This window comes from Pseudomonas sp. 7-41 (genome assembly GCF_021233075.1).
Classification (GTDB): domain Bacteria; phylum Pseudomonadota; class Gammaproteobacteria; order Pseudomonadales; family Pseudomonadaceae; genus Aquipseudomonas; species Aquipseudomonas veronii.
This window is the reverse complement of sequence record NZ_CP089551.1, coordinates 1,953,380-1,967,365: the sequence shown is the minus strand read 5'-3', so window position 1 is coordinate 1,967,365 and position 13,986 is coordinate 1,953,380. Positions and strand designations below refer to the sequence as shown.

Annotated in this window: 16 protein-coding genes; 5 read left to right on the top strand and 11 right to left on the bottom strand. The window is 61.8% G+C overall.

The window, feature by feature from the left end; genetic code table 11:
• Positions 1-26: 26 nt before the first annotated feature.
• Positions 27-950, bottom strand: coding sequence for a LysR substrate-binding domain-containing protein (locus LQ249_RS08840; RefSeq protein WP_046384347.1), 924 nt, complete (start codon positions 948-950; stop codon positions 27-29).
• A 129-nt stretch (positions 951-1,079) separates the two neighbouring features.
• On the opposite strand from LQ249_RS08840, the gene LQ249_RS08835 reads away from it, so the two are divergent.
• Positions 1,080-1,259: a hypothetical protein gene (locus LQ249_RS08835; protein ID WP_017848724.1), complete on the top strand. Its 180-nt coding sequence runs from the start codon at positions 1,080-1,082 to the stop codon at positions 1,257-1,259.
• Here LQ249_RS08835 and LQ249_RS08830 read toward each other — a convergent pair.
• From LQ249_RS08830 to LQ249_RS08800, 7 genes are all read right to left on the bottom strand, one after another.
• Positions 1,237-2,556, bottom strand: coding sequence for an MFS transporter (locus LQ249_RS08830; protein WP_232566390.1), 1,320 nt, complete (start codon positions 2,554-2,556; stop codon positions 1,237-1,239). The two genes, LQ249_RS08835 and LQ249_RS08830, sit on opposite strands and share 23 nt — an antisense overlap.
• Before the next feature lie 56 nt (positions 2,557-2,612).
• Positions 2,613-3,935, bottom strand: a complete 1,323-nt coding sequence (locus LQ249_RS08825; RefSeq protein ID WP_232566389.1) for an MFS transporter — start codon at positions 3,933-3,935, stop codon at positions 2,613-2,615.
• A 73-nt stretch (positions 3,936-4,008) separates the two neighbouring features.
• Positions 4,009-4,887 carry an SMP-30/gluconolactonase/LRE family protein gene (locus LQ249_RS08820; protein ID WP_232566388.1) on the bottom strand — a complete coding sequence of 293 codons (879 nt, stop codon included), beginning with the start codon at positions 4,885-4,887 and terminating at the stop codon, positions 4,009-4,011.
• 65 nt (positions 4,888-4,952) lie between these two features.
• On the bottom strand, positions 4,953-5,885 hold the full coding sequence (locus LQ249_RS08815) for a 3-keto-5-aminohexanoate cleavage protein (protein WP_017848720.1): 933 nt from the start codon (positions 5,883-5,885) through the stop codon (positions 4,953-4,955).
• A gap of 80 nt (positions 5,886-5,965) precedes the next feature.
• Positions 5,966-6,754: an SDR family oxidoreductase gene (locus LQ249_RS08810; RefSeq protein WP_026140238.1), complete on the bottom strand. Its 789-nt coding sequence runs from the start codon at positions 6,752-6,754 to the stop codon at positions 5,966-5,968.
• Positions 6,751-7,473 (bottom strand): GntR family transcriptional regulator, encoded by a 723-nt coding sequence (locus tag LQ249_RS08805; protein ID WP_046384352.1) that lies wholly within the window; start codon positions 7,471-7,473, stop codon positions 6,751-6,753. The genes LQ249_RS08810 and LQ249_RS08805 overlap by 4 nt, the downstream gene beginning before the upstream one ends.
• 135 nt (positions 7,474-7,608) lie before the next feature.
• A complete protein-coding gene (locus tag LQ249_RS08800; protein ID WP_165933314.1) occupies positions 7,609-7,755 on the bottom strand; it encodes a hypothetical protein in 147 nt (48 codons plus the stop codon).
• A 198-nt stretch (positions 7,756-7,953) separates the two neighbouring features.
• On the opposite strand from LQ249_RS08800, the gene LQ249_RS08795 reads away from it, so the two are divergent.
• Both LQ249_RS08795 and LQ249_RS08790 read left to right on the top strand, forming a co-directional pair.
• A complete protein-coding gene (locus LQ249_RS08795) occupies positions 7,954-9,261 on the top strand; it encodes an MFS transporter (protein WP_134939598.1) in 1,308 nt (435 codons plus the stop codon).
• Complete coding sequence (locus LQ249_RS08790; protein ID WP_108524345.1) at positions 9,258-10,016, top strand: substrate-binding domain-containing protein; 759 nt, start codon at positions 9,258-9,260, stop codon at positions 10,014-10,016. The genes LQ249_RS08795 and LQ249_RS08790 overlap by 4 nt, the downstream gene beginning before the upstream one ends.
• On the opposite strand, the gene LQ249_RS08785 is transcribed toward LQ249_RS08790, so the two are convergent.
• On the bottom strand, positions 10,008-10,910 hold the full coding sequence (locus tag LQ249_RS08785; protein WP_017848714.1) for a LysR family transcriptional regulator: 903 nt from the start codon (positions 10,908-10,910) through the stop codon (positions 10,008-10,010). The genes LQ249_RS08790 and LQ249_RS08785 overlap by 9 nt on opposite strands.
• A gap of 269 nt (positions 10,911-11,179) precedes the next feature.
• On the opposite strand from LQ249_RS08785, the gene LQ249_RS08780 reads away from it, so the two are divergent.
• The gene (locus LQ249_RS08780) at positions 11,180-11,392 is read left to right on the top strand and encodes a cold-shock protein (RefSeq protein ID WP_169865068.1); all 213 of its coding nucleotides are present in this window, start codon (positions 11,180-11,182) and stop codon (positions 11,390-11,392) included.
• A gap of 70 nt (positions 11,393-11,462) precedes the next feature.
• Positions 11,463-11,672 (top strand): cold-shock protein, encoded by a 210-nt coding sequence (locus LQ249_RS08775; RefSeq protein WP_046384355.1) that lies wholly within the window; start codon positions 11,463-11,465, stop codon positions 11,670-11,672.
• A gap of 74 nt (positions 11,673-11,746) precedes the next feature.
• On the opposite strand, the gene LQ249_RS08770 is transcribed toward LQ249_RS08775, so the two are convergent.
• Together LQ249_RS08770 and LQ249_RS08765 are read right to left on the bottom strand one after the other, a co-directional pair.
• Positions 11,747-12,181 (bottom strand): nuclear transport factor 2 family protein, encoded by a 435-nt coding sequence (locus tag LQ249_RS08770; protein WP_232566387.1) that lies wholly within the window; start codon positions 12,179-12,181, stop codon positions 11,747-11,749.
• A 147-nt stretch (positions 12,182-12,328) separates the two neighbouring features.
• Entirely contained in the window at positions 12,329-13,927 is a 1,599-nt protein-coding gene (locus LQ249_RS08765; protein ID WP_232566386.1) for a hypothetical protein, read from the bottom strand.
• Positions 13,928-13,986 lie beyond the last annotated feature (59 nt).

Here is a 13,986-nt window from a genome sequence, read left to right as displayed (position 1 = left end):
TCCTAGATATACCACGGATAAAAGCATCAGACCTTTTTCGCCAGCCCACGGTCGCTCATGAACGCCTCCAGCCGCGAACGCACCCAGCGCTCGGCCGGATCGGTGTCCACATGGCTGAGCCAGACCATGGACAGATCCAGGGTCGGCGTCTCGAATGGGTAGGGCTCACAAAACAGATTGCCCGACAGCGTCATGGCTTCGGCGGTGTAGTCCGGCAGGCTGGCGATCAGGTCGGTGCCGGCCAGCAGCGCCGGCAGCGCGCTGTATTGCGGCACCGACAGCACCACATGGCGCTTGCGCCCGATTTCCGCCAGCCACTCATCGGCAAACCCGGATACGTTGGCGGTGTGGGACACCAGCACATGGGGCCGCGCACAATATTCATCGAGGGTCAGCGGCCGGTCAGACGCGTCGGCGCGCAGCAAGCGCGGGTGGATATGGCGCAGCAACTTGCGCTTGGCATTCGCCGGCAGGCCACGGGTCTGGGTGATGCCGACGGTGATATCACCGGATGCCAGCAGATCGGGAATCCGCCAGTAATCCACATGCTGCACCACGAACACCACCATCGGCGCTTCCTGGCGCAAGGCGCGCAACAACGGCGGCAACAGGCCGAACTCGACGTCATCGGACAGGCCGATCCGGAAGGTCATGGTGCTGACGGACGGGTCGAAATCGTGGGTCAGGCTCAGGGCCGATGAAAGAGAGTCCAGGGCCGGCGACAGGTGCCGGATGATTTCCTCGGCCCGCGCGGTAGGTTCCATGCGGTGGCCGACGCGAATGAACAGCGGATCGTTGAACAAGGTGCGTAACCGGTTGAGCGCCGAACTGATGGTCGGCTGGCCGAGAAACAACTTCTCCGCCACCCGCGTCACATTGCGCTCGAGCATCAGTGCCTCGAAGACCACCATCAGGTTGATGTCGGCCTTGCGTAATTCATTGCGATTCATCGGCACCTGCCCTTTCCCCACGACAAGCCGCAGTTTAGAAAGCCCGAGGGGCTGCGTCTATGCGCGCACTGTTCATTGGGCGGCTTTACGACTATATATTCAGCTCTTCACGGTCGCAGGAACACTATCGTGCTGGTTATTCTCGCCGCGGCCTTCCTCCTGGCCGGGTTCTGCATCTGGGTCATCCAGTTTATCGCGCACCCCACCGCCCGCACGTTGCTGCGGGTATTCGTCGGCCTGTGCCTGGCGGCGGTGGTGGCGTACCTGGTCTTGGCGTCGGGTTATCCTATTTCGTTGCTGGTCTCATAACGACCCGAGGGGCCGGCGCCTGTTCCTGGCCCTGGCGCAAACGCAGCGCGGCCAACGCCGCGACCACCAGCACCACGGCAATCACCTTCAGGCCATTCATCGCGTTGCCGGTACTCATCTCAATCAGGCCCATCACCGACGGCCCGACAAACCCGCCCAACAGCCCGCAGGCATTGACGAAACCCAGCCCGCCCGCCAAGGCGACGCCCTTGAGACGCGAGGCCGGGTAGAGGAACACAATCGACTGCACCACAAAAAACATCACTGCCGACAGACAAAAGCCCAGCAGGCTGAACACCGGCCCCGACACCGACGCGATGCCCAACCCCAGCGCCATGGTCAGCAACCCGGTGATCAACAGGCGCCGCGCGCGGGTGGGTGTGGTCGCAAAACGCGGCAGCCACACTGCGCCCAAGGCGGCGGCGATCCAGGGCAGCGAGGTCAGCAACCCCACGCTCATGGTGCTCAATTCACCGTATTTGCTGATGATGCTCGGCAGGAAAAAGATCACCGTGTAGACCGTGATCTGATGGCAAAAATACACAAAGATCGCCAGCAGGATCTGCGGGGTCAGCCAGTTTTTCAACGCGTGGCCGCCCTCCCCGGCGCCTTCCTCGGTTTCCTGGGCAATGCGCTGTTCGATACCCTGCGCTTCCGCCGCCGTCAGCCACGGCGCCTGGCTCGGGCGGTCCGGCAACTTGCGCCACACCACCCAGGCGAACGCCACCGCCGGCAAGCCTTCGAGCAGGAACATCCACTGCCAGCCATGCCAGCCAAGCAGCCCGTCCAGGCGCATCAACGCCGCGCCCACCGGGCCACCGATGATGTTGGCAAAGCACACACCGAGCAGGAAATAGCCGGTAGCCCGTGCGCGTTGTTCGCGGTTGAACCAGTAGGTCAGATAGAGCATGACCCCGGGAAACAGGCCCGCTTCAGCGATGCCCAGCAGCAAGCGCAATACGTAAAACGAGGTCTCGCCCTGCACAAACGCCATGGCCGCCGAGATCAGGCCCCAAGTCACCATGATCCGCGCGATCCAGAAGCGCGCGCCGACTTTGTGCATGATCAGGTTGCTGGGGATTTCCGACAGTGCATACGTGAGGAAGAACAAGCCCGCGCCCAGCCCGTAGGCCGCGGCGGAGATGCCCAGGTCGACGTCCAGGTGGTGCTTGGCCAGGGCGATGTTGGTGCGGTCCAGAAAGCTCAGGATGTAGGCGATGATCAACAAGGGCATCAACTTGGCGAACATCAATTTGTTCAGCACCTGCGGTTCGCGGGCCTGGGTGGCGGTAGTCATCGGGCAGTTCCTCCTGGCGCCCCGCCAGCGCGGCTGGGGGGCGCATCAATGTTGTTCTAGGGTTCGAGTTGCACAACCAACGCCTGCGGGCGATGGGAAAACAGTTGCAGCAGCGCGCCGCCCAGGGCGCAGCCGGCCATCACGAAAAAGCACACGGTGTAGCCATGCAGCGTGGTCCAGCCGCCGCCCATCGCGATCAGGCTGCCCATCAACACCGGCGCCAGGCCGCCGCCGATGAACATCGCGGTGGTGATGATGCCGTTGGCCGTGGAGGTGGCCGACGGCTCGGCCGAGTCGCAGGCCACCGCGTAGTAGATCGGCCAGACCGCATTGGCGACCAGGCCGAACAGCAACTGCACGACGATGATCAGGGTCAGGGTGCTGGCGAAGTAGAACGCGCCGACACTGACGGCCATCCACAGCCCGCAGATGATCAGGGTGGTACGGCGACCGATGATGTCCGACAACGACGGCCACACCAGTTGCCCGAGAATCCCGGTCAGGGTGAACACCACGCTCATCCCCGCCGACTGCGCCAGCGACAGCCCGACGATGTTGTAGAGGTAGGCCGGCAACACGATATTCACGCCCATGTACACCACCTGCGTGAGCAGGGTGTTCCCCGCCGTCAGCGCGATATTGCGGTTGCGCAGGGTGGCGACAAAGGTGCGCCAGGCGTCGCCCTTGATCTGGCTGGCCGGGGCATTGTCCGGTGGCGTCATGCCTTTGGCGGCGATGTCGACGTACAGCGCGGTGATACGTTCGGTCGTGGAATACCGCGCCCAGAAGATCATCAGCGGCAAGGCCACCACGAAGGCGAAGAAGAACACGTAGCGCCAGTTGTCCTCGCCGAAGGTGCTGATCACAAAGCTGGCGACGATGCCGCTGAGCATCGCGCCAATCGGGTAACCGGTGTGGTGCGCGCCGAGGGCAAAACCGCGGCGTTCCACCGGCCACCATTCGGCGGTGTTGCTCACGCCCACCGGTTCGCCCCAGCCCGCGCCGAGGTTGACCCCGACACGCAGGGCGATAAACGTCGCGAGGTTGCCGCTCAACGCCTTGAACCCGGACAGAAACGAGATCGCCGTGTAGCCCAGCACCAACGGCACCTGGAACCGCGCGCGCTTCCAGCCGCCGCCGTAGCGGTCGCTCCACATCGAACCCGGGATATCCAACAGGGCCAGGGCGAGCATGATCACCGTGGCCACGGTGCCCCACTGATCGGCGGACAAATCGAAATGCTTGGAGATGGTCGGCCCCAGGCGCAACACGATCTCACGGTCGTAGGCGTTGAGAATCCAGATCATCCAGCAAACCAGCAGCGACACCCAGGAATGCCGGTGAATGCTGCGCAGCGACGCTTTTTTTAAAGTAGCCATGGGCCTCTCCAGGCGCGCGAAGGCGCGCACTGACACAAGGTTGCGAAGGAATGTTGCTGATCGAACACACGCGCTAGCTGGCGAACCGTCGCTCGGCTATTCCTTGCACGCCCAACCCGGTAATGGCGAACAGCGCGCCGCGCTGCTGGCCGTCGTGCGGAAAACGCGGCAGCGGCGGCTTGGCCATGGAGGTCACAAACAGGGTGTCGAGGTTCGGCCCGCCGAAGGTCAGGCTGGTGACCTTCTTCACCGGCATTTGGATGACCCGGTCGACGTGGCCATCGGGGGTGTAACGCACCAGCTTCCCGGCATAGACCAGGGCCTGCCACAGGCAACCTTCGGCGTCCACGGTGCAACCGTCCGCGCCGCCGCCACCCGAGGTGTCGACCTTGGCGAAGGTGCGCCGGTTGCTGACATTGCCGCTGGCGAGGTCGTAGTCATAGGCCCAGATCTCGCCCGACCAGGTGTCGCAAAAGTACAAGGTGTCCCCGGATGGGCTCCAGCACGGGCCATTGGAAACGATGATGCCTTCGTCCAGGGTGTGCAGGCGCAGGTCCGGGTCCAGGCGGTAGAGTCTGGCGCTGGCGCGGTCTTCCTGGGTGTCCATGGAACCGAAGACAAAGCGGCCCTGGCGGTCGACCTTGCCGTCGTTGAGACGGTTGTTCGGCAGGTGCGGTTCAGGGTCTTCGATCAGCGCCAGTTCGCCACTGGCCAGGTCCAGAGTGTGTACGCCATTCTGCAAGGCGACGATGGCCGCCGCGCCGTTGTGGCGCAGGGCCATGGAGCCGATTTTCTGGCCCACGTCCCAGGCACGCAGTTCGCGGCCGTCGTCGGTGCAACGCAGGATGCGGCCGTCGGCGCTGTCGATCCAATACAGCCGCTGTTGTTCGACGTCCCACACCGGGCCTTCGCCCAGGGTGGTCTTGACGTCCACAAGCACTTCGATACGCATGGTGTGATCCCCTTATTGTTGTTGTGCGGGATTCGGGCCGCGCCAGCACGCGGCCGTGTCGTCGGTTAGAAATTGACCTGGTCGCGCCCCTTGAGCCCGAGGATGTCCCGCGCTTCATCCGGCGTGGCGACGCGATGGCCGAGGGCTTCGATCACGCTGCGAATGCGCCGTACCTGATCGGCGTTCGAAGCGGCCAATTTGCCCGGCCCGTCCCACAACGAATCTTCCAGGCCGACCCGGGCATGGCTGCCCATAGACAGGCCCATGGTCGCCAGCGGAATTTGCCCACGCCCGGCACCGAGGATCGACCACACATAATCGTCGCCAAACAGGCGATCGGCGGTACGACGCATGTGCGCCAGGTCTTCCGGGTGCCCGCCGATGCCGCCGCGCAGGCCGAACACCGATTGGATGAACAGCGGCGGCTTGAGCAGGCCACGTTCCAGGAAGTGCGCGGCGGTGTAGAGGTGACCGATGTCGTAGCACTCGATCTCAAAACGGGTGCGGTTCTCGGCGCAGGAATTGAGGATGTGGGCAATGTCGCGGAAGGTGTTGCGAAAGATCCGATCGTCACTCTCTTCCAGGTATGGACGCTCCCAGTCGTGCTTGAACTCGGTAAAGCGGTTGAGCATTTCGTACAGGCCAAAGTTCATCGAGCCCATGTTCAGCGAGGCCAATTCCGGCTTGAACTGCATCACCGGCTGTAGGCGTTCTTCCACGCCCATGGTCGGCGCGCCGCCGGTGGTGATGTTGATCACCACGTCGCTGGCGGCCTTGATCTGCGGCAGGAATTCAGCAAACAACGCGGGGTCCTGGCTGGGGCGGCCGTCGTTGGGGTCACGGGCATGCAAGTGAACAATCGCCGCGCCGGCTTCGGCGGCGCCGATGGCGGCGGCGGCAATTTCCTCGGCAGTGATGGGCAAATGCGGCGACATCGACGGCGTATGGATGGCACCGGTCACGGCACAGGTAATGATCACAGGACGTTTTTTGGACATGACGATTCTCCGACTTTTATTCTTATGAAAAAAATCCTGGGTACAGCTCTGGGTTCTTCCTTGGCGACTGGCTCCGCGTCCTACAGGTACTCGACGTTACCGTCGACACTGATCGCCTGGCCGGTCACGTTGCGGGCGGCGGGCGAACAGAGGAACAGCGCCATGGCCGCGACGTCTTCGGCGGTGACCATGCGCTTGAGGGAGATTTTGTTGAGGTATTCCTGGCGCATCTCGGGTTCGGGTACGCCGACCTGCTCGGCACGGGCGCGAATCACCGCGTCCATGCGCGGGCCTTCGACGATGCCGGGCAGCAAGGCATTGACGCGGATGTCACTCTCGCCCAACTCCGAGGCCAGGGATTTCATCAGGCCGACAATCGCCCACTTCGTCGCCGCATACGGCGTGCGCCACGCGTAGCCCAGACGCCCGGCCACCGAGGCGATATGCAACAGATGGCCGTGGGACGATTGCTTGAGCATCGGCACCGCATGGTGGGCAAAACGGTATTGCGCGGTCAGGTTGATGTTGATGGTGGCTTGCCATTCGGCGTCGCTGATCGCGTCGATACCGCCAGTGGGGCCGGCGATGCCGGCATTGTTGACCAACACGTCGAGGCCGCCGAAATGCTCGCGCTGCACCTCGAACACCGCCGCGATCTGCGCGGCATCACTGACATCGGCGCGGGTGGCGACGCTGCCTGGGTATTTGTCGCGAAACGCCGCCAGGGCCGGTTCGCTGACATCACACACATGCACCTGGGCACCGGCCTCCAGGTACGCCGCGGCCAACACTTCACCGATGCCGGCAGCCCCGCCGGAAATCAATACACGTAACCCAGGATAGGGCTGTAGCCGCTGTAGGACACTCATGCACGTTTACCTCCTGAAGCAGACGACCGCGAACGGTCGTTCTTGACGAGCAGGCGCGCCAGGGAATCGGCGGCCTGCATGATGTCATCGGTCACCGCCGCCCGTGCGCCAGCGCCGTCGCGGGCGGCCAGGGCTTCGACGATGCGCGTATGCGCCTCCATCGAGCGTTGCAGGTGAGCTTTATCGGGGGCGACCAGGGCAAAGCACGGCCCCATGTGCAGCCAGAAATTCTCCACGGCGGCCATGGTCAGCTCGGCCTGGGCCACTGCGTAAATCCGGCGGTGGAAGGCGAAGTTGGTCCATAGGTAGCGCGACACATCGACTTCGTCGGCGGCGTGCTGCATTTGCTGGCACAGGTCGGTGATTTCGTCGAGGTCGGTTTTTTTCAGGAGCAATACCGCCTTCTCGGCCAGCAAGCCTTCAAGAGCAACCCGCGCATCGCGGATTTCGCGCAGGCGCTCGACCGTCATCATGCGGACCCGCAGACGCGAGGTTTCGGTGACTTCAAAGGCGTTTTCGGCGCTGAGGCGTTGCAGGGCTTCGCGCACCGGCATCGGGCTGGAGCCGAGCGCTTCGGCCAGGCCACGGATGGTGAGTTTCTGGCCGGGTTGGAAACGGCCACTCATCAACGCTTCGCGGATCTGGCGATAGACCTGGTCTTGCAAGGTATCGCGAGACACCTGGCGCAGGGTGGGCAGGAGGAGCGGACCATCTGTCATGAGGCAAACCTGTGTTGTGGTTCTTATGCCTCCAATATGTGATCACAAATCAAATATGTCAAATAGTTTGCCTATTCCCGAGAAACGCCCGTTGCACATGTGGGAGCGGGCATGCCCGCCCCCACCGATCACGCATCAGGGTTTCAGCGGAATTTCCTGATCCCGCTCCGAAAGCTCCGTGCCGTCGTCGGGATGCTTCCAGGTCTGCGGCTTTTCTTCCTCCAATTGCTGCTTGCGTCGCTCCTGCTTCCGTTCGTCCCGCTGTTTCTGTTCGTCAGTCATAGGCACCCCCGACCGTAAGAATTAGTTACGCCTGCAAGCATAGAACAAGGACGCCGCCGTGGGCCTGCACTGACCACTGATAATCAAAACGCATCAATAGATCAAAAATATTCACTTATCATTTCTAAATGTGTCAGCCACTATCCTTGGCCTTAAGCGAAACAAGCACTTTAAAAAGAACGCTGGAGACACAAAAGCATGACTAGCCCTACCCGCCCTGACTCTGCCCGTTCGAAAATTGGTGCGGTTTTCCGCGTTACTTCGGGCAACTTCCTCGAACAGTTCGACTTCTTCCTGTTCGGCTTCTACGCCACCTACATCGCTGCCGCGTTCTTCCCCGCCGCTAATGAGTTTGCGTCATTAATGATGACCTTTGCCGTGTTCGGCGCGGGCTTCCTGATGCGTCCGCTGGGTGCGGTCATCCTGGGTGCCTACATCGACGATGTGGGGCGGCGCAAAGGGTTGATCGTGACGCTGTCGATCATGGCCAGCGGTACGCTGCTTATCGTGCTGGTGCCGGGTTATCACACCATTGGCCTGTGGGCTCCGGCGCTGGTGTTGCTCGGCCGTCTGCTGCAAGGCTTCTCGGCCGGTGCGGAACTGGGCGGGGTGTCGGTGTACCTCGCTGAAATGGCCACCCCCGGCCGCAAAGGTTTCTACACCAGCTGGCAGTCGGGCAGCCAACAGATCTCCATCGTGGTCGCCGCTGCGCTGGGCTATGGCCTGAACGTGTGGATGCAACCGTCGGTCGTGGCCGACTGGGGCTGGCGCATTCCGTTCGCCGTCGGTTGCGTGATCATTCCGTTCATCTTTGTGCTGCGGCGCAACCTTGAGGAAACCGAAGAGTTCGCCAACCGCAAACATCGCCCGAGCATGCGTGAAGTGCTGGCGACCCTGGCGAAAAACTGGTCCGTGGTCATCGGCGGCATGTTGATGGTGGCCATGACCACCACCGCGTTCTACCTGATCACCGTGTACGCGCCGACCTTCGGCAAGACCGTGCTGCAACTGACCACGTCCGATGCGTTGCTGGTGACCCTGTTGGTGGCGATCTCGAACTTTGTCTGGCTGCCCATCGGCGGCAGCCTGAGCGACCGCTTCGGGCGCAAACCGGTGCTGGTCGCGATGACCGCGCTGACGGTGCTCACGGCTTATCCGGCGTTGTCCTACGTGGTAAACGCTGCGAGCTTTGCGCATATGCTGGAAACCCTGCTGTGGTTCTCCTTCCTGTACGGCATGTACAACGGCGCGATGATCCCGGCGCTGACCGAAATCATGCCGGTGGAAGTGCGCGTGGCGGGCTTCTCCCTGGCCTATAGCCTGGCGACTGCGGTCTTCGGCGGTTTCACTCCGGCGATCTCCACCTGGTTCATTCACATCACCGACGACAAAGCCTCGCCGGCCTACTGGTTGATGTTCGCCGCCCTGTGCGCCCTGTGCTCGACCCTCGCGCTGTATCACCGCGCCAATACCCGCGGGCAGGTCATGCAAGAGGCGGCGCAATGAAAGCGCTGTCGAAAACCCTGACGGCCCTGGCCCTCGGTGCCCTGGCACTGACGGCCCAGGCCGAACAACTCAAGGTGATGACCTCCGGTGGCTTCACCGCTGCCTACAAGCTGCTGGGCCCGCAATACGCCCAGCGCAGCGGCGACACCCTCGACACCGTCCTCGGCCCGTCCATGGGCAAGGCGCCGGAAGCGATTCCCAACCGCCTGGCCCGTGGCGAACACGCGGATGTGGTGATCATGGTCGGCTACGCCCTGGATGAGCTGATCAAACAGGGCAAGGTCGACAAAGCGTCCCGCGTGGAACTGGCGGATTCGCGGATCGGCCTGGTGGTGAAAGCCGACGCAGCCAAACCGGCCATCGGCACCGATGCCGAACTCAAAGCGGTGTTGCTCAAGGCCAAGTCCGTGGCGTATTCGGACAGCGCCAGCGGCGTGTATGTCGAGAAGGAACTGTTCAAGAAACTCGGCATGCCGGCCAAGGGCACCATGATCGAACGCATCCCCGTGGCCGAGCAGGTCGCCAAGGGTGACTACGAGGTGGGCTTGCAGCAGGTGGCGGAACTGTTACCGGTGCCGGGGGTGACTTACGTCGGCAAGATCCCTGAAGACGTGCAATCGGTGACGCGCTTCGCCGCGGGTATTCCGGTCAACGCCGAACACCCGGCGCAGGCCAGGGCGCTGCTGCACTACCTGGCCTCGCCCGAGGCGCAAGCGGTGGTGCAATCCACCGGCCTGGACTCGGTGTCACGCTGACCGAAACGGCAGCTCCCGCACCAACCGCTCCAACTCCAGCGCCGCTGGTGGCAACGTCCGCCCGCGGCGCTTGATCAAGCCCACATTGCGCATCACCTGCGGTTCCACCAGCGGCACACTCAGCAGGATCGGGTGTTCAGTGCCCGGCATGGCAATCGACGGCACCATCGCCACACCCAGCCCCGCCTCGACCAAGCCGATCATGGTGGTCACGTGGTGCGTCTCGCAGATACTCGGCTTTTTCACCCGCACGCCGCGCAGGGCCTGGTCCAGCAGAAAACGGTTGCCCGAGGTTTTGTCCACCGTGATGTAGTCATGCTCGTAGGCCTCGGCCCAGCTCACGCTGGCGCGCTCGGCCAGCGGGTGATCGCGGCGGCAGGCCAGCACATAACGCTCCTGAAACAGCAACTCGAACTCCACCTCATCGGCCAGGCTGCCGCTGAAACTCACGCCGAAATCCGCCTCGCCGCTTTCCACCGCATTGCACACCTCGCCGGCACTGGCATCCAGCACCCGCAGGCGAATCTTGGGGTAGAGCTTGTGGAATGCCGAGATCACGTGAGGCATGAAGTAATACGCAGTGGACGGCACACACGCGATGGTCACATCGCCCATCCGCGTGGAGGCGACGTTGCTGATGCCCATCAGCGCGATGTCGAGGTCGTCGAGGATACGCTCGACCTGCGGCAGGAAGGCGCGCCCGACCATGGTCAGGCTGACGCGGCGCGTGGTGCGCTCGAACAGCTTCACGTCGAGGGCGGTTTCGAGCTTTTCGATGCGCCGGCTGAGCGCTGGCTGCGAGATCCGGATGGCATCGGCGGCGCCGCGAAAACTACCCTTGTCTACTACGGCACGAAAGGCTTGGAGGTCGTTGAGGTCGAAGTTGATGATCACGGTAGGAAGCCAGTGGGAATCGGGATGGAGGGCATTATCGTATGGCAGGTGACGGGGCGCCATGTGCGTAAGGAACGGCGCCCGGATACGCCAGGTTGTCAGCATGAAACTGCGCAGTATGGCGCGTTTCGACGGCCTGCGAACCTGTCAGGAATGACAGTACCGCTGGTCTTGCGCAGTGTTGACGACGGGCTGGCGCGGGGCTTTTATTAAGCATGTCGCACTGCGTCGGTGCGCAGTAGGACATCAGGGTTTAGAGGATACGAACAATGAGCGACAGACAGAACGGCACGGTGAAGTGGTTCAGCGATGAAAAAGGCTATGGGTTCATCACTCCGGACAGCGGGCCCGACCTGTTCGTACACTTCAGGGCGATTGAGGGCACTGGATTCAAATCATTGAAAGAAGGACAGAAAGTCAGCTTCGAAACGACAAAAGGGGAAAAAGGCATGCAGGCGGACAAAGTCCAATTGATCAGCTGATAAGCCTGCGACTCACCGCGTCACCCCGCCCACCCTGGGCCATGTATTGCACTGAAAATGGAGAACGGCCATGTCCAGAAAGACTCCACAGACTGCAATCTTCATCAGCAGCGAAACTGCCGCCCACGATGCACAGGACGTTTTCTTTCGCAGCAGCACCGCCCAGGGTGGTCAGGTGCTGCGCGAAGGGCAAACCGTCACCTACGAATTGGAACGGGGGCCGGGGGGCGAGTGGCAAGCGGTCAATATCAGGATCGTGGAAGAACCGACGCTGAATTAGCGCCATCCTGCGCGCCGCCTCGTCGATCACAGAGGTCATCTCGTTTTCCGTACGCATCAACTCAGGTCAGGCTTTCAAGGCTTCGTCATCTCGGGGTGTTTAGGCGGTGCGATCTTGTTGATGCCACTCCAATGTTCGGCGAGCTTTCCATCGCGGACGCGGTAGGCATCGAACACGAAAAAGGGATAGGTCCTCGTAGGATCTTCCGGCTCGGGTTGAGGGAACTCGCCCGCAATCACCACGACATCGCCGTCAGCAACGATGAGCGTCGACGGCATCAACAGGTCAGGCTTAACCGGCAGTGGCGACAGACCACGAAACATTTCGGTCACGAGGGCCTCCAGACCAGCGCGGCCGTTGGGCAGATGAGAGTTATGTTGCTGGTAGTCCTCCGTCACGAAATCCTTTATCGCGGCGGGATTGCGAGCATCAAACACATGCCGGTAGAAATCGATCACGAGCTGACGGTTGCGAGCGGCTTGATCCGTCGATTGGAGCGGGTTAGTCATAGTCTTCATTTCCCGTGGCAGAACATCACATGAACACAGGTCCCTGCTGCTTCGGCGCGTCAGGATTCCGGTTGAAGAGTATGAGTGGCCGCAAAAGGAATGCGTAAGTCACAAAGGGTCGCATCACGTCCCGTCCTGTTGATAGGCCTAGGAAGCGTTCAGACGACCCGCGAATGAATTGAAATGTGGATGGGAACGCAGAATGTCGTAAGCGGGCGATGTGAGTAGCAGTAATTCCTGGGTATGGGCGCGCGAAGTGAGGGCTTGATCCAGCCAATGAAAAGCCTGTTCCACCTCTTGCAAACCAACGTGAATCATCGTCATCGCCGCCGAGTTGGGGCCTTCTGGATTATCACCGCTGTCCTGCAGGACATTGAGAATGCGCCTTGCCTTGGTTTCCTGTCCGGTTTGGGCGTAGGCGTAGCCCAGATGCCCCAGGGCGATAGGGTGTTCGTCCATTAGCCGGCAAGTTTCCTCCAGTTGAGCGATGGCGGTGTTGGCGAGTCCGGCGTAAAGGAAACAATCGCCCAGCATCAGTTTGACCGCATCGAACTCGGGAGCCAAAGCCACGGACCTCTGGGCGAACATGATCGCTCCGTCGAAGTCACGCATATGCATGCAGATCGCGGCCAACGAAGAAACCGCGAAGGCGGACCGCGGAGCCAGTTCTACCCCGCGCCCGGCCGCCTGGTAGGCCTCTTCCAGCCGCCCGGCTTGAAGATACCCCAACCCCATCGCGGTATGGGGCAAGCCGTCGGCTGGACTGGCCATGATCGCCTGATTGAACATCGTCGTCGCTTCGTCGGCATAACCGGAGGTGAGACGCCCCAAGCCGAGGACAACCTGTTCACCCGCCGTTCGGTCGCGGATCGCACCGCGCAAATATTCGCGCAGCAACATGTCATCGCGCAGTACATAGCGCGGCGCCATCTCGTCCTCGCCGATCAACGTCGTGGCTCTGGAACAGAGCCAGCCGTGAACGGAGGAAGCAACCTCGGTCGCAACCTTACGTTGAAAGACGATCATGTCGTCCACCTGTTGTTCATGGCGCCCCGACCAGACAGTCACATCCAGGATGGGATCGATGATGCGTAGATTCAACCGATAGGTCCGCCCTTGCCGAAAGAGGCTTCCTTCCATGACGTAGGACGCTTGTGACGCTCGAGAGACAAGCCGCAGATCCATCGCCGCTTGGCCGAATTTCTGGCTGGAACCCTGGGAAAGTACGGCCACGCTCGGCAGATTGGCGAGGTAAAGGCTGATCTCTTCATGAAATGAGGTGACCAAATCGGGCTCATCAATGCTCAGCCCCGAGAAAGGCAGAACCAGTAGCCGGGGGCGAGGCTGCTCGCGCACAGCGGGCAGCGCCACCGCCTCGCCAATGCTCTTGGGCATGAATTGGAATCTGGGTGTGAATCCCCCTTTCGGCAATGAGATCCGCACCAGGTCCATCACACCCTCGGTCCGATAGTAGAGCTCCAGCCGTGTTCTTAGTCGCCATGCTTCGGTCCGTACACTGGTGTCGACACGCGGGTCGAAGCCCCCATCCCGACCGAACGCATCCACCGCGATAGTGAATTGCTTAAGACGATCACCACGGCCGGCCAGCGTTTCGGACACGAGGTATTGCAGCAGCTCCCGCAGACGCTTCGTGCGCTGGAAGGTCTCGCTTTGCAACACTGCCTGGAGCGCTGCGGTGACGCGCTCCTCTTGCAGGTCGACGGTGGTGATGACACTTGGATTCATGCTGTGCTCGTCCATCGTGCGGCTATCGCCACATCCTATCCCTTTTTTGCGGTAATGCC